Source organism: Actinomadura sp. NTSP31 (assembly GCF_041951385.1).
GTDB classification, from domain to species: Bacteria; Actinomycetota; Actinomycetes; order Streptosporangiales; family Streptosporangiaceae; genus Spirillospora; species Spirillospora napierensis.
The window spans coordinates 66,057-85,818 of sequence record NZ_JBGNUT010000001.1 but is presented as its reverse complement, the minus strand read 5'-3'; the positions used below and the strand labels follow the sequence as shown (position 1 = coordinate 85,818).

Here is a 19,762-nt window from a genome sequence, read left to right as displayed (position 1 = left end):
GGGCTGCTGAGCGCTGCTTCTGTCGTCAGTGGCTTGTGCGCCGGTCCTTGGGGGAGTGGCCCGCGGCGGCTGTCGCGTTGTCGGCGGTCAGGCGGTATACAGCGCGTTCGAGGACGGGCAGGATCTCGGTGATGTCGAGTTCACCGGCGGCGAAAGAGCCCACGACGGAGTGGCCCAGGTGGGTGAGGACGAGCGCGATGTCCTCCGCGTACTGCGGGTCGAGTTTCTGGAGCATCGCCCTTGCGACGGGCTCGATCGCCCACCAGGCCTGGCGGCGGAGCCGTTCCCCGCTGGGGCCCGCCTGCGCCCGCTGGTAGACCTCCAGCATCCGCGGGTTGCGCTCCCATGGTTCGAAGACATGCCGGAACACCCGCATGAGGCCTTCGTACAGGGACTCGCCGGGAACGGTCGGGATCAGCTCGGCGCACACGTTGGCCGCCATCCACCGTTCCACGGCCGTCACGATCAGCTCGTCCCGCGTGGGGAAGAACTTGTAGATCGTCGCCAGGGAGACCTTGGCGCGCCGGGCCACCTCCCGCAGATGGACGGCCTGGTAACCGCCGTCCTTCAGCAGTTCGAGCACGGCGTCCACGATCGCGTCATGCGTGTGGTTCTGGACCTTTCGCTCCGCCTGCGCCGTCACCGATCACACCTATCTCCGCGCCCACCACGAGAGTAACCTGGTTACTCAGTAACGAGGTTACTCACCCTCGGCCGGTAGTCCGGGCACCGCGCCCACGAGGAGACGCCATGGCTACTTATGTGCTGGTCCACGGCGGCGGTCACGGCGGATGGTGCTATCAGCCGGTCGCCCGGTTGCTGAGGGCCGCCGGCCATGAGGTCTACACGCCGACGATGACCGGGCTGGCCGAACGCTTGCATCTGTTGGGCCCGCACGTTGACCTGGACCTGCACATTCAGGACATCGCTGCCGTACTTCACTACGAGGACCTGCGCGAGGTGATCCTGGTCGGTCACAGCTACGGCGGCATGGTGATCACCGGTGCCGCCGACCGGGCGGCCGACCGCGTCGGCCGCCTGGTCTACCTCGATGCCGCCACACCGGTGAACGGCCAGTCGCTGCACGACGTCGCCGGACCGGTCATCGACGCCGCCCGCCCGTTCGGGCAGGTCGTCGACGGCATCGAGCTCGTCCTGACGCCCGCCCCCGGTGCCGGTGCCTTCTATGGGGTGAGCGACCCCGACGTGCTCGCCTGGATGGACGCCCGGTTGACCGCACACCCCTGGAAGTGCTTTGAACAGCCACTCGAGCTCACCAACGAGGACGCGCTGTGGGCGATTCCCCAGTACCACATCGTCTGCACCTCCACCCTGGCCACCCGTGCCCCGGACCTCATCGAAAAGGCGCGCTCGGAAGGCCGGCTATGGGACGTCGACACCGGGCACGATCTCATGATCACCGAACCCCGGGCGGTTGCCGACGCTCTTCTGGAAGTGGCGGCCAGTTAGCACGAACAGGCTCATTGTCGGGGTTGGTGTTATGTCGGGATGACCCGCTCGTCTCCATGTCGGCTGAATCCGGAGGGGCTGTAGTACCGCGTGATGTTTCCGGCCTTGTCCACTTCGTGGCGGTAATGGCGCATGAATTCCCAGAGCATCGGTGTCTCCTCCGGGATGTTGTTGTGGGACCGGTACAGGTTCTTGGTCACCTTGACGACCGGTGCTGGAAATCCCGGCTTGCGCCACGTCCAGGTCCGAAAGCGGTTGTGCCAGCCGCTGGGCCGCCCCTCGCGGCGGTCGACATCGTCCAGTGCGAGCCCGTTGACCCCGAGGTGGTAGGCGGCCCAGGCGTCGAGGTCGTTCTGGATGTCGTCCCAGAGGTCGCCCTTGAGGAATGCCAGGTCGCCGTAGCCGTATGCCAGGTAGGTGGGTATCGGCTGTCTGGCCGCCGGGTATGCGGTCCCCTCGAAGGTGATGGTCCCCGACTTGTCGGGGGCGGGGGCGAACGAGGTCGAGGCGACGGCCGCGAAATACTCCGGTTTGGCGGCCGCGAAGAACTGGGTGACCCCGCTTCCGGCGGACTGCCCGGTGCAGTAGAACCGGGTGGGATCGACGTCGTACTTCCTCGTCACGAGTTCACGCAGCTGACGGAAGAACACGTCGGAGTTCTTGTGGCTCACTGAGATCGCGGAGCTGCTGTACTGCTCGCAGGCCACCACGAGAACGCAGCCTTCCTTCTGGGCGACCCGCCACCACTGGGCGGAGTCGAAGAACACCTTGTCGGTCTGGGTGTTCCCTGGCCAGACGAAGACCACGGGTGCCCGGCGGTTCCAGAGCCGGCGTGCGGATTCCGGCACGTAGACGAGGAATTCGCGGAGTTGGCCCTCGACGGTCATGGTCTGGACCTCGACGCCGAGCCGGTCGTAGTCGGCGCGCCGCACGAGCTGGTTGCCGTAGGCGAAGAAGTTCTCGTACCGCGAGTAGGGCGTGAGGAAGGCCAGTAGTTCCCGGGTGGTGTGCTGGTTTGCGTAGTCGGTCGGCCGTTCCCGTACCGCCACCTTGGAGATCGGTCCCGAAAAGGATGTCATCCAGCGCCGCGAGTTTCGGCGTTGGCGGTACACCGTGCCCAGGAGCCCGTCACGGGCACCGGAATCGCCGGTGTCGTTGGCGCGACGCCAGTAGGCGAGACTGGAGGAGGCGCTCCGTTCGGGATTGAGGTACCAGGTCGGGACCACTACCTCGTCGTGCCGGATCAGGTCGAAGCCGTCAGGGAAGACCACGTCGGTGTAGCCGTCCTGGGTGGTGCCGTCGAACTCCTGGGAACCGATGTCGCGAAGATAGGCGGCGGGGAGGCCGGGGGAGTCCAGGTACACCTGGCCGATGACCTGTAGCGGGAAGGCCGCTGCCCGCGCTTCGAGAGCCGGAGCGCCGGCCCCGTACCCCACCAGGTAGTCCAGGCCGAATATCGAGAAGTAGGGGTTGGCCTGATAGAAGGCCATTGCGGCGTCCACGTAAGCGCGCTCGGCGGCTGCGGCACCCCATCCGGACTCGCCCGGTTCGAGGACGAACAGGCCCTCGCCGCGTTCGTCGGCGATGTCCCGCCATCCCGTCCGGCGCAGGAAATCGCCGGTCTCAACGCCGTCTGGGACGGCCAGTACCGTGTAATAGGAGCGGATCGGCGTTTCGGGTGAGATGTAGACCTTGGCGGTGCGCGGCACGCCGTTCAGGTCGAAGCGCTTCTCCCAATATCCGGTCATCTCGCGGGGCAGTTTGTTCGCGCGGCTGTAGTCGTAGCCGGGAGCCGGGCGCCCGTCGAGGGGCTTGGCGGTGCCGAGACTCGACGGATTCGCGGCGGGGGCCGCCGCAGCCGGAAGCTCGGTCACGGCCTGGCCGATGACGGCTCCGAGCGCGGTGGCGGCGGCGCCGCGCAGGACGGTGCGACGATGAAAGGTGGTCATGGAGCCGCTCCCTGCCTCGCAGTCAGGTCCACCTGGTGGACCTTTTGGTCCGTTATAGCTACATCGTTGACCTTCCCATGCCAAGTGGAGATCGACAAGACCGCTTTCCAGGCCGATCCCCCTGCGTTCCGGTGCCCGCATGTCAACCGCTAGAGGCCAGCGGACGACCGCGTACGCGTGGACGGCTTGCCGTACGAGGAAACAAGACTGTTGGGCGAGCGGTCGACGCGCCGGGTGCCGAGTCGGCGAACTCTCCGGCGTCGTGGTTGGGCGCGGCCAGCAGGACGGGCAGTTGGCCCTCGGCCTTGAGACGGACGCCTCCCAACTCGATGTCGCGGGTGACGTGGCGGCCCGGTGCGACTGCCGCCTCCATGCGCAGGATCTCTTCCACCGCTTCGGGGATGCGGCCCGGATCGTCGATCCGATGCTGCCGTTGGGTGGCGTCGGCTGACACAGTGCTGGAGCGTCGCCTTGCCGAAAAGCGGGTGCGGTACTGCGGCGGATCGGGCGCTGCTCACGGCGCTACTGCAACGGTTGCCTTCCGGCGCGCTGCGGCGGATGCGGTTGCTGGTGCGTCCGGACACGGTCTTGTGCTGGCGCCGGGACCTGGTCGCGGGCCGGCACGCAGCGCGCTCCAGACCCAAGCGGCCGGTGGTGGCCGGTGACCGTGCTGCCGTCATCAACCCGCACCTGGTACGACACGGCGTCCGGCACCTTCGTCACCATCATGTGTGTTGTCGTCAGATGACGGCCGCGCAGAGGGGACGGTCCTCAGAGACCGAGGGTGCGCCGCGTAGCGGTCGCGTCGAGAAGTGGCGGGATGATGCTCCGGCGGACGATGTCGGGACGCAGGAGCGCCGCCCGGATGCGGGCGGCTGGGAGCGCGGGCTGAAGCGACCACAGCAGCGCGGCCGCACCGGTCACGAACGGGGCGGCCACGCTGGTGCCCGACATGCGGGCGTGCTCGCCGTGCGGAGCCGTGCTGACGATGTCGAGGCCCGGGGCCAGGAGCCCGCGCCGGCCTATCCCGATGCCGAGGTTCGACGGGCTTCGCGGCCGGCCCTGCGTGTCGCACGCCGCGACCGGGACGAGCCAGGGGTGGGCCATCAGAGGGGCTGGGCCTATCCGGCCGTGGTTTCCCGCCGCGGCGATGACCACGACTCCGCGGTCCCTGGCGTTGTCGATCGCGGCGTCGAAGGCGGGGCTCCGCTGCAGGACTGGTGAGGCGAGGCCCAGGCTGATGTTGATGAGGCGCGCTCCGGCGGCCACGCAGTCCTCCACCGCTTCGGCGAGTGCGGTGGGCGTGGTGTCGGGACAGGGATGTCCAGGGACCGGCTCGCAGAGGACCGACCGGAGCAGGAATGTACATCCCGGGCAGATCGCGGGCGCGCTGCTTTCTCGGGCCGCCGCGAGCATGCCCAGGACGAACGTGCCGTGCAGGCAGGCCGTGCCCATCGGCGACCGGCAGGATGACGGCGCCGTGGAGGGGAGGGCGGGATGGCCGGTGTCGGCGGGACCGTCGATCACGGCCACGGTGACCGCGGGATCGCCCTCGCCGTCCGCCATGAGCGCGTCGAGCCCGGTCAGGCGGAGGCTGTGCGCGTTCGTGCCGCTCAGTTCGGCCGCCTGCGTCATTCGGCCTCGTAGGGCTGGCAGACGGGGCTGCCCTCGGGATCGTGCTGGCACGGCTGTTCGGGGTCGCAGCAGTCGAAATCGAAGGCGGCATAGGTGTCGTCGAGTCCCCAGCAGGCGTTCGTGCCGGGCGGGCACGGCGAGGGCATCTGCCCTGTCTTCCGCTGGTGGACCGTGGTCAGTGGTTCGGGATTGTTGTTGATCCGGAGGACCGCCATGGGCTCCAGTCCGGTGCCCTGGTCCGCGGAGCGGGTGGCGTACTGGCCGAGCGCGGGCCCGATGGACCTCTCAGCGGTCAGTTTGGGAAGCATGTCCGTTCCTCCATGGCCCGTCAGGTCGCCAAGCAGGCGCTCAGGCAGTCGGTCTGGGAGACCCCGGCGCAGCGGCGCCAGCAGTCAAGGTCGGCGCGGCATTGGACGCCGCAGCGGATCGCCGTGCCGGGCCCCACGCAGGACGACAGGCAGGACAGGCTCGCCATCGGTGCCACCTCGGCACCGTCCGGGGGCCGTGTCGTGCCGGTGGCGTACGTTCCAAGCGGCGGGCCGAGGGCGTGTTCGGCTGTGAGCCTGGGGAGGTTCATGGCGCCTCCGCCGTGGCGGTCTTGCGGACGAGCGTGACCAGGTCGGCGATGATCCAGGCCGGTTCGGTGCCGGGTTCGCCGTCGCCGAGCCGCAGATGGTTGCCCGTAGGAGGCTGATATCGGACGGGCAGGGTCCCGGGGCCGGGGTCGGCGTAGTCGAACGCGGTGACCCCGTACCCCTCGTTCATGCGCCAGTCGCCGGCCAGCGACTGCCGCGCGCCGCCCTTGGGGCCGATCGGGGCGTCGTACATGTGCGCGGCGGCCGCCGCCGAGCTCAGTGCGACCGTCCACAGCCGCATGCGGGTGATCATCCCGGTCAGGGGGCCGAGGTCGGGCAGGCCCTCGGGGTACTGCGCGGTCGGCAGGTTGCCGACGGTCAACAGCCGGTCCTCCGCGGCCGGGTTGGGGGTGATCTCCAGTTCCGCGGTGACCGGCGCCCGTACCGGCCCGCCGTCGCTGACCAGTAGGCCGACCTGCCCGTGCGGGTGATCGTCGGCGGGCGGGCCGTAGACGCTCACCACGAAGACCCAGCGCCTCAGGTAGGGCCGCAGGTCTACGGCGAGGGCTCCCGGCGCCGAGCCGGGCACGGCGAAGCCCAGGGTCAGGTCGCGCTCGATCGACCATGTGGCGAGCGGGCCCCGGGCGCCGCGGATGTCGGCGACCACCATCGGCCCGGAGATGGTCGGCGGGTCCGCCCCCTTCTCCAGTACCGGTTGCACGTTCAGCCAGAAGGTGAGGGAGAAGGCCGCGCCTCCGGCGGTCCCCGCGGGGATGAGTGAAGCGGGAAGGACCGCCTGCGCGAATGCGCGGTAGCCGTCGAAGGCCAAGGCCATGTCGTCCACCGGCGCGTAGCGGGCTATGGACGGGCCGTGATCGGCCAGGCGGAGGGCCGTCACTGCAGGCACTGCCGGATGCAGCCGGCGACGGCCGAGGGGGCGCGCTCGATGTAGCAGGACGGGTCCAGGCCGCATTGGCTGACCAGCGAGACGGCATTGGGCAGCCCGCATCCGATGAGGCAGGGCACCTTCGACAGGACGCCGCCGAAGATCCCGCCCAGGCCGTCGAGGAACCCCATCGGGGCGACGGCACCGGCGGACGTGCTCTCAGGGCCGGTTCCGAGGTAGGTGTGCAGGGGCGGGCCGATGCTGTATTCAGCGGTCAGACGTGGGGTCGTCATGGCTTTTCTCCGGCTCACGGATGGTCGTAGTAGACGGATAGGTCGTTCACCATGAAGGGGAACTGGCCGCTGACGTCGATCCGGGTGAAGTAGCGCTGGATTTGCGTGGTGGTCGTCGACGCGTAGAGCAGGATCACGTCCTGGATGCGGCGGCCGGCGGACAGCGCGTCGGGGTGGGCCTGGACGGAATTCAGGGTGAATCCGTTCAGCTCCATCTCGATTTCCTTCTTGTAGAGCGCGAGCGACTTGAAGGTGAGGTAGTTGATCGCCCTGTGCTCGTCGGTCTGGCCTGCGTTGTCCGACAGGAGAGTGAGGGCGGAAAAGGCGTTCCCCGCGGCGGCGGTGACATATTCCTCGGGTGTCCGGGCCGTGCCGCCGCCGGCGCTTCCCAGGTGATCCCTGATCTTCTGCATGAGGTCGCCGTCACCGGTGACCTCCGCCGTGATGCTGTTGATGAACGCCTGTCCGGTGAACCCGAACACCTGGTTGCAGGTGACGATGGGCAACTGGGCCCCGTTGCACATCCCCGGTGGCGCGATGGGGCCCAGCGTGCCGATGACCAGGGCGAAGCTCACCTGGCCGGGAGCGGGGGACAGGGCCGTCACCAGGCCGGTCAACTCGACGTAGGAACGCGGCTGCAGGACGTAGAGATCGATGTCGCCGCTCTGGAAGACCCAGCACATCTCCCGCGCCAGATAGAGGTTCTGTCCCTGGCTGAGCACGGCGAACTTGTCGGCATCGCTGATCGTCAGGGTCTGCTCGGGGTTCTTTCCCCACGCCTGCATGAACTCCTTCTCGAGGTTCAGCGACGGGAAACGGGCGGTCACGGTGCCGATCGCGTAGACGTTTCCGGGAGCCGTCGCGCCGGCGGCGCCGCCGCAACTGCAGCTTCCCTCGGTTCCCCCGCAACCGCATCCGTCGGCCCCGACAATCGAAACTGCGGGTTCCTGAAGTCCTGGAATCACCATATCCTGCTGGACCGGCTCGCCCGCAGAAACTGTTTCGGTCATATAGAGGTTTCACCTCGTCTGGATTTATCGTTTCCGGTGATGCGCCATGAGTCTGATCCGAACCGGACGGGGAGTCAATACTCATTCCGGACATGGCCATCCGCCCGACATGCACACGGATCCGGGAGGAGCGACGGAAAGAGCGTGGAGTTATCGTTGAATCTTCCGGTATCAGTGTGGTTGGAGTGGCTGCTGAAAACGGGGCTCGATACGGGCCGTGTATGGCGTGATGTGGTCAGGATCTTCTGTCCATATCGGCCTATAGTGGCGAGGGATTTGTGAAGATTCAGCTCCGGAATGTCGTGCTCGCGCACCGGGACGGCGTCCGGTCGCCCGAACGCCGAGAAGGGGCTTCGCCGTGACACTTCCGCGCTTGACCGCCGAATGCGGCATCGGACCGGCCACCGGCGGATATCAGACCCGCGCTCCCGCGGCGGCCGGGTCGGCGATCGCGACGATGGCCGTCGGCGATCACGGCTTCGGCGGCGACTTCGTCGCGGCCCTTGAGGCCTGTCAGCCGCCCAACACCCTGTGTGAAGGCCTCCCGGGCTGGGCCGGCGCCGGATACTGGGTCTGCTGCGAACCGGGCGCGACCTGCGTCCACGACGGTCACGGGCGCCCCCTCTGCGGCCCCTAGATCGTTGATGTGGGTTCGCTGAGCCGGCCACGGGCCTGGCGAAGGGCGGAAGCACGGTACAACAGCATGCGAGGCCTCCGGTGTGGACGGCGCATTGTGAAAGACAACCGTCCCACCAGGGGTTTCTCGATGCCCTAGGGGACCAAGGGCCGGAGCCTTCCGCCGGGCATGCAGGATGTGGCGAGGCGGGCGGGCTCGGGGCAGGAGGAGGGCTACGAGCAGGCCGATCGCCATCGTGCCTGTCGCGATCAGGAAGGAGACGCGGAAGCCCTGCCTGGTCGGGACCGCGACCCCGTTCACGTCGTTCGCGATGGCCATACGGATGACGGCGCTGGAGGCCGCGGAGCCGATCAAGCGCATCAGGGTGTTGAGGCCGTTGACCGCGCCCGTCTCCGAGGCGCGGATGGCGCCGGTGATCAGGGCGGGGAGCGAGGAGTAGGCGAGACCGATGCCCGGACCCAGGATCACCGTGATGCCGTACATCGCGGACAGCCGGGCGTAGACGGGGCCGTGAGCATCATGGTCAGGCCGAGCGCTGCAAGGAGAAGGCGGCGACGACCATCGACTGGCCGAGGCCGCCGGTGGCCTTCGGTAGCTCGAGCAGCGGGGGAAGGATCAGCGAGGCGGCGAGAAAGGAGATGTCGACCGTGATCGAGGCGAGGTTGGTGCAGAGCACCGCGGGGCGGGCCGTGGCGCGCAGGTTCACCAGCAGTGCCTTGAGGTGTAGCTCCATCCCGGCCCACAGAACGAGGACGACCGCCGCCGCGATGAACAGCCCGAGGGTGGTCCCGGAGGTCCAGCCCCATTCGCTGCCCTTGGTGATCTGGAGTCTTCGCTCGGGAGGGCTTCTGCTCCGATGCCTTCGTGGGCTCCCCGGCATCGCGACGATCTGCACGGAACCGGTGACGACGAACGACTGCTCGCCGGCGTCGACGAGTCCAGGGTCCTCGCCGCCGACCTTTGGCCAGATCGAACGCCCGCTCCGAGCCGTTGGTGTGAGGGCTGGGACGATCCGGACGGGCGCGCTGGCTTCGGAATCCGGCAGCCCGACCGACCCCACGGCGGACAGCACCCTCGTCGATCAGTACCCGCACATCTGCGGCGGTAGGTGCACACAGTGTGGAAGATCACCCGCATGTACCCCTCGGTCTGTCGCAGGACCGAGACGAGCGAGTTCTGTCAGATCCGGATCTCCTCGGTCCCGGCTTCGACGTCCAGCCCGTACCGGTGACGCTCGGACCGGGTGCGGTGGGCGTATCTGATCATCCGCTCAGACCGGCCGCCGGGCTCAGCGTGCCCAGGGTTCGCGCCCGGGCGGACTCGATGTGGCGCTGCCCGGTTCGATCGACCAGGTCGTCTTCTCGACGTGGCTTTAGCGAAAGCCGTTTGCCGTGCGGGGTTAAGACTTCTGCTGCGCTGCGAATCGCAACTCATATGCCGGGACTACGTTCCTCGGCCCGGTTCGATGTCACCCGCGTTCATCGGACCTCAAGTTTTCGCGAAGGACGGCGACGATCGACGTCGTCCTCGGCCCTGACGCCGATGCGCGCGGCATCACGCAGGAGCAGTTCGCGCACCTCATGTCCGGCGTGAGTCACCGCAAGGGCGCCACCACGCCGGCGGAACTCGCCGCTTTCGTCGCCTCCGACCGGGCGGCCGCGATGACCAGGACCGTGGTCGACCTGACCGGTGGAATCATCGTGGACTGATGCCGGCATCCGAGGCCCGGGCGCCCCGAACAAGTGGACTTTTCCAGGCGTCCGGCCTCGGGCAGCGAAACTCGTGCCGGCTTGCTGACACACTGAGCGCGTGTTCAAGAAGCGGCAGATCCGCAAGAACGGCTTACTCGCCCAAGCGCTGGTGGTCTCCGCCGGGCGTCGCTCTCACTGGACCTCGAACGAGTACCAGAAGTACGACTTCGTCCTTGAGGTCCGTCCGGAAGACCGGCCGCCGTTCCGAGCGACCCTGCGGCAGCAGTTTTCGATCATGGAGCGGAAGCCCGAGGAGGCCGAGCTCGTCCCGGTGAAGTACGACCCTCAGACCCACGAGGTGGTCTTCCATTTCGACGGGGACGCCAGGTTCGACCTCGAGGCGATGCAGGCGCGCACGGCCCGGATCCGCTGGGAGACGCTCCAGCGGCAGGAGCAGGGGAACGTCCCGCCGGCGGGGCAAGGAGCGTCCCCGGTCGAGGCACTCGAACGGCTCGCGCGCCTCCGCGACTCGGGAGCGATCACTCCGGAGGAGTTCGAGCGGCTCAAGGCCAAACTGATGAACGGCCTCTGACAGGACGGCCGCCTCGATCGATCCCGTCCGATGGCACAGCGTCGCGCCCGCTGATTTCATCACCAAAACGGCTCAACCGGCGGTGTCTGGCGGCGCGGACGTGAGCGTGTCCCAGGCGGCCATCGCACAGGTGATGGCCGCTTCCAGTTCGGCGGATCAGGTGGCCGCCGAGGCGGAGACCGGCCCGCCACGGCGATCGCTCTGGCGGGCATTGGCGTCGACGCGCAGCACGGCCGACAGCTCCTCGGGCGTCGCCGCGATCGTGGCGAGTTCGGGGGACGTGCATGGCTCTCCCCTGGTCAGCGCAACGGGGAAGGTCCGCATTGATCGCTCGGAGCGACTTTACGGGTGGGAGGCCGACTGGCAACGCACATCCGAGCAGACTGCAGGTCCCCTTCATGCCACTCCGGCAGGGATGGACGTCACCACTGAAGAGCAGGGCTGCCGCGCTGTCGCGCAGCCTGACAAGGATTGCCCCTGATCCCCATCTAGATCACCGGTCTCAGTAGCCAGCCCGCGCGGGCGACGACGGTTCCTACGAGCGGGGCTGATCTGGCACGGGGTGGGGCTTGGCGCGACGCGTCCCGGCGTGATGTCGTCCAGCAGGGCGAGCAGGCGGCCGCGCCGGTCGCTAGCCGTCAGGTCCACATCGGACTCGGCCGCCGCCGGCGAGCGACGGGCCCCAGATCCTGGGGGATCGGCGCCTGGCCATGGTGCTCGGCGAGTATCTGGACCATTACAACGGCCATCGGCCACACCAAGCCCGCGGCAACGATCTCCAGATGCCGAATTTCCGCTCACCAGGACTCCAGTTGAAATCACAACGACCTGCGATCCATCGGCGAAGACCCGTCGTCACGGGCGTGATCAACGAATACCACCACGCCGCATAACCCCAACTCAAGCCGCCTAACTCAGTAATCAAGCGGGACATCTCCCGAGAATGAATTGTGTTCACTGAGAAAGGCTTCTGCTGCGCCTTCGTCGGCACCGACCCCGTCTCCCTCTCAGGTGTGAGTTGCGGGTTCCCCGTGCAGGATGATGCGTGGCCGATCCCGTGCGGTTCAAGCTTCCCTGCATGAAGTCGGTGTCGAAGAATGCAGGGCTGCTGGTGGACGGGCTCGCCGCGGTGGCGACCGGCGGGACGCGCCGGGACACGGCAGAGGGCGTCGCCGGGTGCGGGCTCGGGTTCCCTGCCGGTCGCTAAGCAGGGCCAGCCCCATGTTCCGAGCGGCAAGGCTTCGCTAGTGCGATCACCTGCACCGTGATTTTTCGCTACGACCTGCATATCTGTCGCATTCATATATCCGGTTCAGGGTGTGGTTTCTACCATCTTCGACGTCCGGCCCTTTCTGTGTCGATCGGGTCGTAACGCTTTCTGTGGTCGGCCCGTAATGAGGATATTCCTTGAGAGGTAGGAGATTGTTCATGCGTTCGGCAAATGAGCGGCCGACCGGGGGCGAGTTGCTGCGTTTGCAGGACGTGCGCAAGGTGTACGGGCGGTCGCGCAACAGTGTGACGGCGCTGGCCAGCGTGTCGCTCGGCTTCCAGCGCCGCACATTCACCGCTGTGATGGGTCCGTCCGGCTCTGGCAAGAGCACCTTCCTGCACTGTGCGGCCCTTCTGGACCGGCCGACGTCCGGCAGCGTCCTCCTGGAGGGCCAGGACCTGACGGCGATGAACGAGCGCGCGCTGACCAAGCTGCGCAGGAACCGGATCGGGTTCGTCTTCCAGAGTTTCAATCTGCTGCCCGCGCTGACCGTGGTGGACAACGTGACGCTGCCGCTGCGGCTGGCGGGCGAACGCCCCGACCGCAGGCGGGTGGACGAGGTCATCGAACGCACCGGCCTCACCTCCCGCCGCAAGCACCGTCCGGGCGAGCTCTCCGGTGGACAGCAGCAGCGCGTGGCGATCGCCCGCGCCCTGGTCACACGGCCGGTCCTGCTGTTCGGAGACGAGCCGACCGGCGCCCTGGACACCCAGACCGCGCTGGAGATCCTGGGGCTGCTGCGCGAGGCGGTGGACGCGGGTGAGCAGACCGCGGTGATCGTGACGCACGATCCGGTCGCCGCATCGCATGCGGACCGCGTGGTGTTCCTCGTCGACGGCCAGGTCAGCGCCGAGCTGCAGCGCCCCTCCGCCGAGCAGGTGGCCCGGCAGATGACGCAACTCGGCTCGTGGGCCCGGACGCGGCGCCCCATGGGCGCCGAACGGGTGAACTGATGCTGCGTCTCGCGCTCAAGTCGCTGCGTTACCGCAAGGGCGCGTTCCTCGCGTCGCTGATCGCGCTGTTCGTCGGCGCCGTCGTCGTGCAAGGCTGCGGCGGTCTGCTGGAGACCGGCATCCGGGCCAATGTCAAGGCCGAGCGGCTGGCCGCGGCGCCCGTCGTGGTGACCGGCAGCCAGGATTACCCCGGCCACGCGGTCGGCATCGCCACCGACCCGATGACCGAGCGCGTGCTGCTGGACGAGAACCTGGTGGGCGCCGTGGCCGCGGTGCCCGGTGTGGCCGCGGCCGTGCCGGACATCTCGGTGCCGATCACGGCGCTGGCCGGCCGGCCCGCCTCCGCGTCCGGGCACGGCTGGTCCAGCGCGCCGCTCTCGCCGTACACGCTGGTCGCGGGCGCCGCGCCGACCGCGTCCGGCGACATCGTCGTGGACGGCGCCACCGCGAAAAGGTTGGGCGTGCGGCCGGGCGCGACGTTGCAGGCGTCGGTGCGCGGCGACCCGCATGTCTTCCGGGTCAGCGGGATCGCCGAGAGCCGGACCGTCACCCGGTCGGTGCTGCTGTTCTCCGACGGTGAGGCCGCTCGGCTGTACGACCGGCCCGGAAAGATCGACGACATCGGGGTGCTCGCCGCCCCGGGCACCGACCCGGCCAAGCTCGCCAAGGCGATCGGTGACGCGGTCGCCGGCCGCGGTGCCCAGGTGCTCCACGGTGACGATCGGGGGGTCGCCGAGTTCCCGGCCGCGATCAGCGGCAAGGAGAGCCTGATTCCGGTCGCGGGCGCGTTCGGCGGCCTGTCCACCATGGTCGCGATCTTCGTGGTGGGCAGCACCGTGGGCATGCTGATGCAGCAGCGCCGCAAGGAGATGGCGCTGCTGCGCGCGACCGGGGTCACGCCCGGGCAGTTGCGCCGCATGGTGATGGCGGAGACGTTCGTGATCGCGCTGCTCGCGGCCGGCCTGTCGCTCGTGCCGGGGCTCGCGTTCGGTCGTGTCCTGTACGACGTCCTGGTCGGGCAGAACCTGATGCCGAGCGAGATGATCTTCAGCCAGGGACGCGTTCCGCAGCTCGCCGGCTTCGGTGTGACACTGGTCGCCGCGCTGGTCGCCGCGTTCGTCGCCTCCCGCCGGGTGTCGAAGGTCCGGCCGACCGAGGCGATGGCCGAGGCGACGCTGCAGACCCGCTGGATCAGCCCGGCCCGCATGATCCTGGCGTTGGTCTTCCTGGGCGGCGCGACCGCACTCGCGATCGTGACGGCCTCGGTGATGACCGGGCCGATCGCGGCGAGCACGGCCGGACCCGCCGCGATGCTGTGGGTGGTCGGGATCGCCCTGGTGTCCCCGGGCGTGTGCCGCTGGCTGGCGGCCGTGCTGCGCTGGCCCGTCGGCCGGTTCACCGGGCTGCCGGGACGGATGGCGATGCTCAACGCGTCGGTTCGCCGGGTCCGGCTGGCCTCGGCGGTCATTCCGATCATGCTGGCGACCGGACTGGCCACGGCACTGATCTACCTTCAGACCAGCCAGGACGCGGCCGCCGACCGGATGTTCACCGCCGGCCTGGACACGGACGCCGTGGTCGCCTCGCAGAACGGTGCTCTTCCACCGTCGCTCGTGGACGCGCTTTCCCGGCTGCCGCAGGTCGCCGGCGCGTCCGCTTCGGTGTCCAGCGCCGGGCGGATGGAGACCGTCCTGACCGGGGATCGTCGGGTGAGACCGGCGGAGATCGACCTGCGGGGGGTCACGGCGTCCGGCGCCCGGCAGACGATCGGATACCGCGCGGCGCAGGGCGACTACGGGAAGCTGACCGGGGACAGCATCGTTCTGCCCGTCGGCGTCCTGCGCGACCTTGGCAAAAGCGTCGGCGACCAGGTACGGCTGCGCTGGGGCAACGGAGACATGAGCATGATGACGGTCGTCGCGTCGTTCACCCCGCCGCGAGGATACGGCTACGCGATGGTGCCCGCCTCCGCGCTGCTGCCCCGCACGACGACCGGCGTACTGCAGCAGATCGTCGTGAAGGCGAAACCGGGCGTGTCGCCCTCGGACTTGGTCGCGGCGGTGCGGAAGGCGGCGACCGGTGTGCCGGGAGCCGTCGTCGCGGACCGCGCGCAAGCGAAAGCGGCCCATGCCCAGGGCGATGAGACCGGCCGGGTGGCGAGCTTCCTGCTGGCCGCGGTGGTGGTCGGCTACGCGGTGATCGCGCTGATCAACTCGCTGATCGTGGCGACCGCCGAGCGACGCGGCGAGTTCGCGCTGCAATGCCTGATTGGCTCGACCCGCGGCCAGGTGATGTGGATGATGTCGGTCGAGGCACTGGTGACGGCGCTGGCCGGGATCATCCTCGGCACGGCGGCCGCCGCCGGGGCACTGCTCCCGTTCGGGCTGGCACTGGGTGGGTCAATGCTGCCCAGCGGGCCCGGGTGGATCTACCTGACGATCGTCGGAAGCGCGGTGGCGCTGACGTTCGCGACGACCCTGCTCCCGACGTCGCTCGCGCTGCGGGCGAGCCCTGTGGAAGCCACCGTCGCTTCATGACCACGGTCGGTCGGCGCTCCACCCTGACCTGGCCGACGAGGTGCGGCACGCCGAACCGGTAGAACACAGAGGGGCCATCGCGTGCTCTTCTCCTTCGGCCTTGGTCGATTCGAAGGATCACGCGATGGCCGCCTCGCGTTTCTTCGGTATCGGCCGGAGCGGAAGGAGATCAGTGTGATGCGCAGAGCAGCACTCGCCCTCGCCGCCTCCGTCGCCGCGGCCGGCCCCTGACCTCCCGGTCTCATCGAGGCCCGGACCGGGCGATCGGTCCGGGTCTCCATGCGTTCCCGTCGAGGCAACACCACCCCGCCTCCCGACCCCGCCGGTTTCGGGTCGCCGTGGCGGAGTCCCACACGAGCTGATCAGTTGGACATAACCAGCCTCGCCGCACCTTTCGGCCTCAGTGAACGACGCGTGATCACCGATGCCCGCCTCTCCCACAATCAAGCTCGAGGATGCACATCACCGGCCAGACCGCCGGATCTACCGTCCGGCTCCGATCCAGACGCCTGACGCCGGGGCAGCGGTGAGGGCGAGCGGACGAACAGGAGTTGCTACTAGCGCGGGTGGACGCGGCGGCCCTCGGCCGGGAGCTGCGCCGCCGGTACGAGTCGGACGTGCGGACGTCGGGCGGCGCGGCGAACGTGGACCCGTACCCGTACTACGTCTGGATGACCGCGCAGGGCCTGCTGGCGGGCCCGATCACGCCCGGGACGAAGGTGACGCCGTACCGGGTGCCGGCCGGGCAGCAGGGGGTCCGCCCGGACGGCGCGGTCGCCGAACCGCTCGGCGGCCGGGACGCGGCCGTCTTGCTGGAAGGGGCCGGGCGGGCGCATCCGGCTGGTCATCGACCCGAAGACTGCGGAGCTGTTCACCTACGAGTCCTTCGTGGGCGTGGACGGCGTCCCGGAGCTGTCGGAGACCTATCGCGGACGGGTTGGGTGGAAGCGTTGGACGAGCGACTCTGACCGCGGGGCCGCCCCGGATGGGCGGAGGCCGCCGCGCGGCTGGCGTTCGGGCCGTGACCTGGAACGGGGGAGCGCTAAGGGGAGAGGATCCTGATCCCGCTCGACGGCAACGCGATGACCGGAGTCGATGGCATCGCGCCCCGCGATATCGCCTCCGCCGCGGCGGAATTGCTGGGTGGGCTGCAAGGCGATCTCGAGGTCGACCGGTTCGTTCCGTGCCAGGTGCGGGAGAAGGCGATCCCCAAGGCGCCGGGCAAGGTCTGGCGCCTGGGGATCGAGTTGCGCCTGCCCGACATCCGCCGCGCCGGCTCCGACCTCAACGCCTCCCGCGTCCTGCACATCAGCGCCGTCCGCGCCTTCGCCTTCCCCCGAGGGGCGGGCCCTGATTGCCCAGGTCGAGCTCGTCAAGACCGGCATCTCCGACGACACCGGCTACATGCTCGAGGTCACTGCCGGGTGGAGGGTCGGTGGCTGGCGCCGGAGGGCGTCGAGAGCGGCATCATCGGCTTTCCCAAGAGGCGTTCATCCGGTCGCGGAACACGGCGTCGCGGTCCAGCCGCGCCTCCATTGGCCGCCGGGTCTCGGCGATCGGGTCGCGGCCGGCTCGTGGCGTCGAGCAGAGCTCGTCGATCTCCGGCCGGTCGTTTGGCCGCGCCGGCTAGCCGCCATCCCGCGGTCCGCTGATCCGTGCAGGCTGTGGAGGCGGTGGTGTGGTCTGCGCCACGGATGGGAGCGTCGGCCTTGACCTTCACGCCGACGTGAAGGTCAAGGCTTTGCGGCATGGGAACCACGAATCACTCCCGGGCCCTGGCGGTACTGACGCTGTGCGCGTTCACGTTCGGCACCGGGGAGATCATGATTGCCGGGCTGCTGCCGGAGATAGCCGGGTCGGTGGACGTCTCGCTGGCCACAGCGGGACTGCTGGTGAGCGTGTTCGCCGCCACCGTGGTGGTGGGCGGCCCGCTGCTCGCCTTGGCAACGGCGCGGACACGGCGCAGGCGGATGCTCGTCGCGTTGATGCTCCTGTTCGTGGTGGGCAACACCGCGGCCGCGCTTGCCCCCTCGTTCGCCGCGCTGGCAGCGGGACGCATCGCGGCGGCGTTGGCGCATGCGGCGCTGATGCCGTTGTTCTTCGCGGTGGCCGCCGATGTCGCGCCCCCGGAGCGCCAGGGCTCGGCGGTGGCGCGGGTGTCGCTGGGGTTCAGTCTCGCGATGATCGCCGGGCTGCCGCTGGGTACCGCGCTCGGTCACTGGCTGGGCTGGCGGGCGACTTTCTGGGCCATGGCGGCCCTGGCGACGGTGGCGCTCGCGCTGGTCACACCGATCGTCCCCGATACCCCGGCAGGCGGGCCGGGCGGCCGCGCGGCCGAACTGCGGGTTCTGGCCGACCGGCGGGTCCAGTCGGTGATCACGGTGACGGTGCTGGGCGCGGCCGGGGCCTTCACCGCCTATACGTTCGTGACACCGCTGCTGACCGGGATAACCGGATTCGGCGCTACGGCCGTGACCGTCCTGCTGCTGCTGTTCGGCGCGGGCGGGACCGTCGGCGGCCTGGCCGGAGGGCGCATGGCCGACCGGTCGGTGACCGGTGCCACCGTCGCGGGCATGGCGGCGCTGGCGGTGTCGCTGCTGGGACTCGGTCTGCTGGCCGGGGACCGGGCCGGGGCGGTGGTGTTCCTGCTGCTGTTCGGCGCGGCGTACTACGCGGTGATCCCGGCGGTGAACACCCGCATGATCGAGGTGGCGTCCCACCGTGCGCGGACGCTGGCGCTCACCGTCCAGAGCTCGGCGTTCAACCTGGGCATCGCGTTCGGCGGCTGGCTTGGCGGGCGCGTCATCGACGGCCCAGGCCTGCGCTGGACCCCGGCCGCGGGCGCGGCCGCCGCCGCGCTGGGCTGGGCGGTCGCCCTGGCGGAGCACCGCCGGTCCGCGACCGCCCCGCCCGCCGCCGGACTGCCCGAGGCACCGAGCCGCTGGGATGATGGGCGTGTGGCACGGCGTTGACTCACCGCGAAGAGAGAGGTGACGACATGCGCATCGGGGAGCTGGCGCGCAAGACGGGAACGACGACGCGTGCGCTGCGCTACTACGAGGAGCAGGGGCTGCTGCGTCCGCAGCGGTCGGCGAACGGGTACCGCGAGTACGGCCCCGAGGCCGAGCGGGTGGTGGCCAACATCCGGCTGCTGCTGGCCTCCGGGCTGACCAGTGAGGACCTGCGGGCGATCGGCGGCTGTCTCGGCGATGAGCTGTTCGGCGATCATGTCTGCGCCGACCCGGGCCCGAAGGCCGAGGTCTTCGAGCAGCGGCTCGCGTGGCTGCGGTGGCGCATCGGCGAGCTGGTCGCGGTGCACGACCGGCTCGCCGATCGGCTGGACCACCTGCGCGAGGACGCCGCCCGACCGCGCTGTCCACAAGCCGGCCAAGCGGTCGCCTGAGCACGGCCCGGGTGCACTGACCACAGAGGTCGAGGCCATGGCGACATGCAGTCGATGATCTTGGAATGAGGGAGGGCCTTCGGGCTCGGTGTGGATTGCGACATGTACACCGGACTGCCAGGAGGCCCTCATGCCCCACCGCAACGCCCCGCTGCCCGAGGCCTGACGGCTTCGGCCGCTCCGCTGCGCGGTCGGGGGCGGCTGGCCGCTGCCGCCCGCGCCGGCCGAATTTCCGCGAGGACGCCGTCACCCACACCGGCGGGCGCGGCGAGGCTCGTGAGCGGCCAGGCGGTCGGCGCCGTCATCGCGGACACCGTTCGCGTTTCGCGACCACGCGGGCAGAGCGCGGCGCCAACCGTGGGAAACGATCGCCGGTCTAGAACGGGTCCTCGGACGGCGGGCCAACCTCCAACCGGAAGGCGGCCGCCGCCCGGAAGGGATCTCGAAGTGAAACGTGTGACATCGGTCCGCCTTGCCGCTGTTGCCGCCGGACCTACCGAAGGTGTTCGACAACCCGGCCCCCGGCGCGCCCCCGGCTTCGTCGCCTCCACCTATACCTCTCCCGACGGCCGGATCCAGTTCGCGGTGTCCATGACCGTGGCCGGCGACACGCAGCAGCGGGAAGCGGCCAGCAGGCGCATCTCCGACGCGGTCAAGACCGTGTTCTGCCCCGGCACCTGAACCGCCCGCAACAACCGGTTCGGCCGCCGTGGCGGAGTCCCCGGCGGTCGGGCCCCGGCGCCTGCGTTCGCGCATATGGTCTCGTTGCAGCGCCGCCAGGTCCCGGCCAAGCCCGGCCCGGCGGAGCGCTTGAGAGGTTCCGCCTCGTCGATAATCGCAACGCATGTGCGGCCCCACGGC

The 19,762-nt window shown here is 69.4% G+C and carries 20 protein-coding genes; 9 read left to right on the top strand and 11 right to left on the bottom strand.

All coding sequences use genetic code 11. The features are described 5' to 3' along the window. Positions 1–25 precede the first annotated feature (25 nt). Positions 26–643: a TetR family transcriptional regulator gene (locus ACA514_RS00315; protein WP_375038897.1), complete on the bottom strand. Its 618-nt coding sequence runs from the start codon at positions 641–643 to the stop codon at positions 26–28. Between the two features lie 107 nt (positions 644–750). Between ACA514_RS00315 and ACA514_RS00310 the strand changes: the two genes are divergently transcribed. Next, positions 751–1,470 carry an alpha/beta fold hydrolase gene (locus tag ACA514_RS00310; RefSeq protein ID WP_375038896.1) on the top strand — a complete coding sequence of 240 codons (720 nt, stop codon included), beginning with the start codon at positions 751–753 and terminating at the stop codon, positions 1,468–1,470. A gap of 29 nt (positions 1,471–1,499) precedes the next feature. Here the strand turns inward: ACA514_RS00310 and ACA514_RS00305 are convergent, their stop codons facing one another. The 8 genes from ACA514_RS00305 to ACA514_RS00270 all read right to left on the bottom strand — a co-directional run bounded on the left by ACA514_RS00305 (position 1,500) and on the right by ACA514_RS00270 (position 7,818). Next, positions 1,500–3,419: a hypothetical protein gene (locus ACA514_RS00305; protein WP_375038895.1), complete on the bottom strand. Its 1,920-nt coding sequence runs from the start codon at positions 3,417–3,419 to the stop codon at positions 1,500–1,502. A gap of 142 nt (positions 3,420–3,561) precedes the next feature. Then, a complete protein-coding gene (locus tag ACA514_RS00300; protein ID WP_375038894.1) occupies positions 3,562–3,873 on the bottom strand; it encodes a hypothetical protein in 312 nt (103 codons plus the stop codon). A 317-nt stretch (positions 3,874–4,190) separates the two neighbouring features. Continuing rightward, positions 4,191–5,054: a S8 family serine peptidase gene (locus tag ACA514_RS00295; protein ID WP_375038893.1), complete on the bottom strand. Its 864-nt coding sequence runs from the start codon at positions 5,052–5,054 to the stop codon at positions 4,191–4,193. Next, a complete protein-coding gene (locus ACA514_RS00290) occupies positions 5,051–5,362 on the bottom strand; it encodes a hypothetical protein (RefSeq protein WP_375038892.1) in 312 nt (103 codons plus the stop codon). Before ACA514_RS00290 ends, ACA514_RS00295 begins: the two co-directional genes overlap by 4 nt. Positions 5,363–5,382: 20 nt before the next feature. Then, positions 5,383–5,631: a hypothetical protein gene (locus tag ACA514_RS00285; RefSeq protein WP_375038891.1), complete on the bottom strand. Its 249-nt coding sequence runs from the start codon at positions 5,629–5,631 to the stop codon at positions 5,383–5,385. Beyond that, a complete protein-coding gene (locus ACA514_RS00280) occupies positions 5,628–6,527 on the bottom strand; it encodes a hypothetical protein (RefSeq protein ID WP_375038890.1) in 900 nt (299 codons plus the stop codon). Before ACA514_RS00280 ends, ACA514_RS00285 begins: the two co-directional genes overlap by 4 nt. After that, entirely contained in the window at positions 6,524–6,808 is a 285-nt protein-coding gene (locus ACA514_RS00275; protein ID WP_375038889.1) for a hypothetical protein, read from the bottom strand. The genes ACA514_RS00280 and ACA514_RS00275 overlap by 4 nt, the downstream gene beginning before the upstream one ends. A 14-nt stretch (positions 6,809–6,822) precedes the next feature. Next, positions 6,823–7,818 (bottom strand): hypothetical protein, encoded by a 996-nt coding sequence (locus ACA514_RS00270; protein ID WP_375038888.1) that lies wholly within the window; start codon positions 7,816–7,818, stop codon positions 6,823–6,825. A gap of 872 nt (positions 7,819–8,690) precedes the next feature. On the opposite strand from ACA514_RS00270, the gene ACA514_RS00265 reads away from it, so the two are divergent. Beyond that, positions 8,691–8,894 (top strand): hypothetical protein, encoded by a 204-nt coding sequence (locus tag ACA514_RS00265; RefSeq protein WP_375038887.1) that lies wholly within the window; start codon positions 8,691–8,693, stop codon positions 8,892–8,894. An 84-nt stretch (positions 8,895–8,978) separates the two neighbouring features. Here the strand turns inward: ACA514_RS00265 and ACA514_RS00260 are convergent, their stop codons facing one another. Then, positions 8,979–9,527: a hypothetical protein gene (locus tag ACA514_RS00260; RefSeq protein ID WP_375038886.1), complete on the bottom strand. Its 549-nt coding sequence runs from the start codon at positions 9,525–9,527 to the stop codon at positions 8,979–8,981. Between the two features lie 737 nt (positions 9,528–10,264). On the opposite strand from ACA514_RS00260, the gene ACA514_RS00255 reads away from it, so the two are divergent. From ACA514_RS00255 to ACA514_RS00240, 4 genes are all read left to right on the top strand, one after another. Next, entirely contained in the window at positions 10,265–10,738 is a 474-nt protein-coding gene (locus ACA514_RS00255) for an SHOCT domain-containing protein (protein ID WP_375038885.1), read from the top strand. Between the two features lie 100 nt (positions 10,739–10,838). After that, the gene (locus ACA514_RS00250; protein WP_375038884.1) at positions 10,839–11,219 is read left to right on the top strand and encodes a hypothetical protein; all 381 of its coding nucleotides are present in this window, start codon (positions 10,839–10,841) and stop codon (positions 11,217–11,219) included. Between the two features lie 947 nt (positions 11,220–12,166). After that, positions 12,167–12,961 (top strand): ABC transporter ATP-binding protein, encoded by a 795-nt coding sequence (locus ACA514_RS00245; protein WP_375038883.1) that lies wholly within the window; start codon positions 12,167–12,169, stop codon positions 12,959–12,961. Beyond that, positions 12,961–15,498 (top strand): ABC transporter permease, encoded by a 2,538-nt coding sequence (locus ACA514_RS00240; protein WP_375038882.1) that lies wholly within the window; start codon positions 12,961–12,963, stop codon positions 15,496–15,498. The genes ACA514_RS00245 and ACA514_RS00240 overlap by 1 nt, the downstream gene beginning before the upstream one ends. A gap of 557 nt (positions 15,499–16,055) precedes the next feature. Here ACA514_RS00240 and ACA514_RS00235 read toward each other — a convergent pair. After that, positions 16,056–16,373, bottom strand: a complete 318-nt coding sequence (locus ACA514_RS00235) for a hypothetical protein (protein WP_375038881.1) — start codon at positions 16,371–16,373, stop codon at positions 16,056–16,058. 873 nt (positions 16,374–17,246) lie between these two features. Here ACA514_RS00235 and ACA514_RS00230 point away from each other — a divergent pair. From ACA514_RS00230 to ACA514_RS00220, 3 genes are all read left to right on the top strand, one after another. Then, on the top strand, positions 17,247–18,470 hold the full coding sequence (locus ACA514_RS00230) for an MFS transporter (protein WP_375038880.1): 1,224 nt from the start codon (positions 17,247–17,249) through the stop codon (positions 18,468–18,470). Positions 18,471–18,496: 26 nt separating this feature from the next. Beyond that, positions 18,497–18,901: a MerR family transcriptional regulator gene (locus tag ACA514_RS00225; protein WP_375038879.1), complete on the top strand. Its 405-nt coding sequence runs from the start codon at positions 18,497–18,499 to the stop codon at positions 18,899–18,901. A gap of 447 nt (positions 18,902–19,348) precedes the next feature. After that, positions 19,349–19,582 (top strand): hypothetical protein, encoded by a 234-nt coding sequence (locus ACA514_RS00220; RefSeq protein ID WP_375038878.1) that lies wholly within the window; start codon positions 19,349–19,351, stop codon positions 19,580–19,582. Positions 19,583–19,762 lie beyond the last annotated feature (180 nt).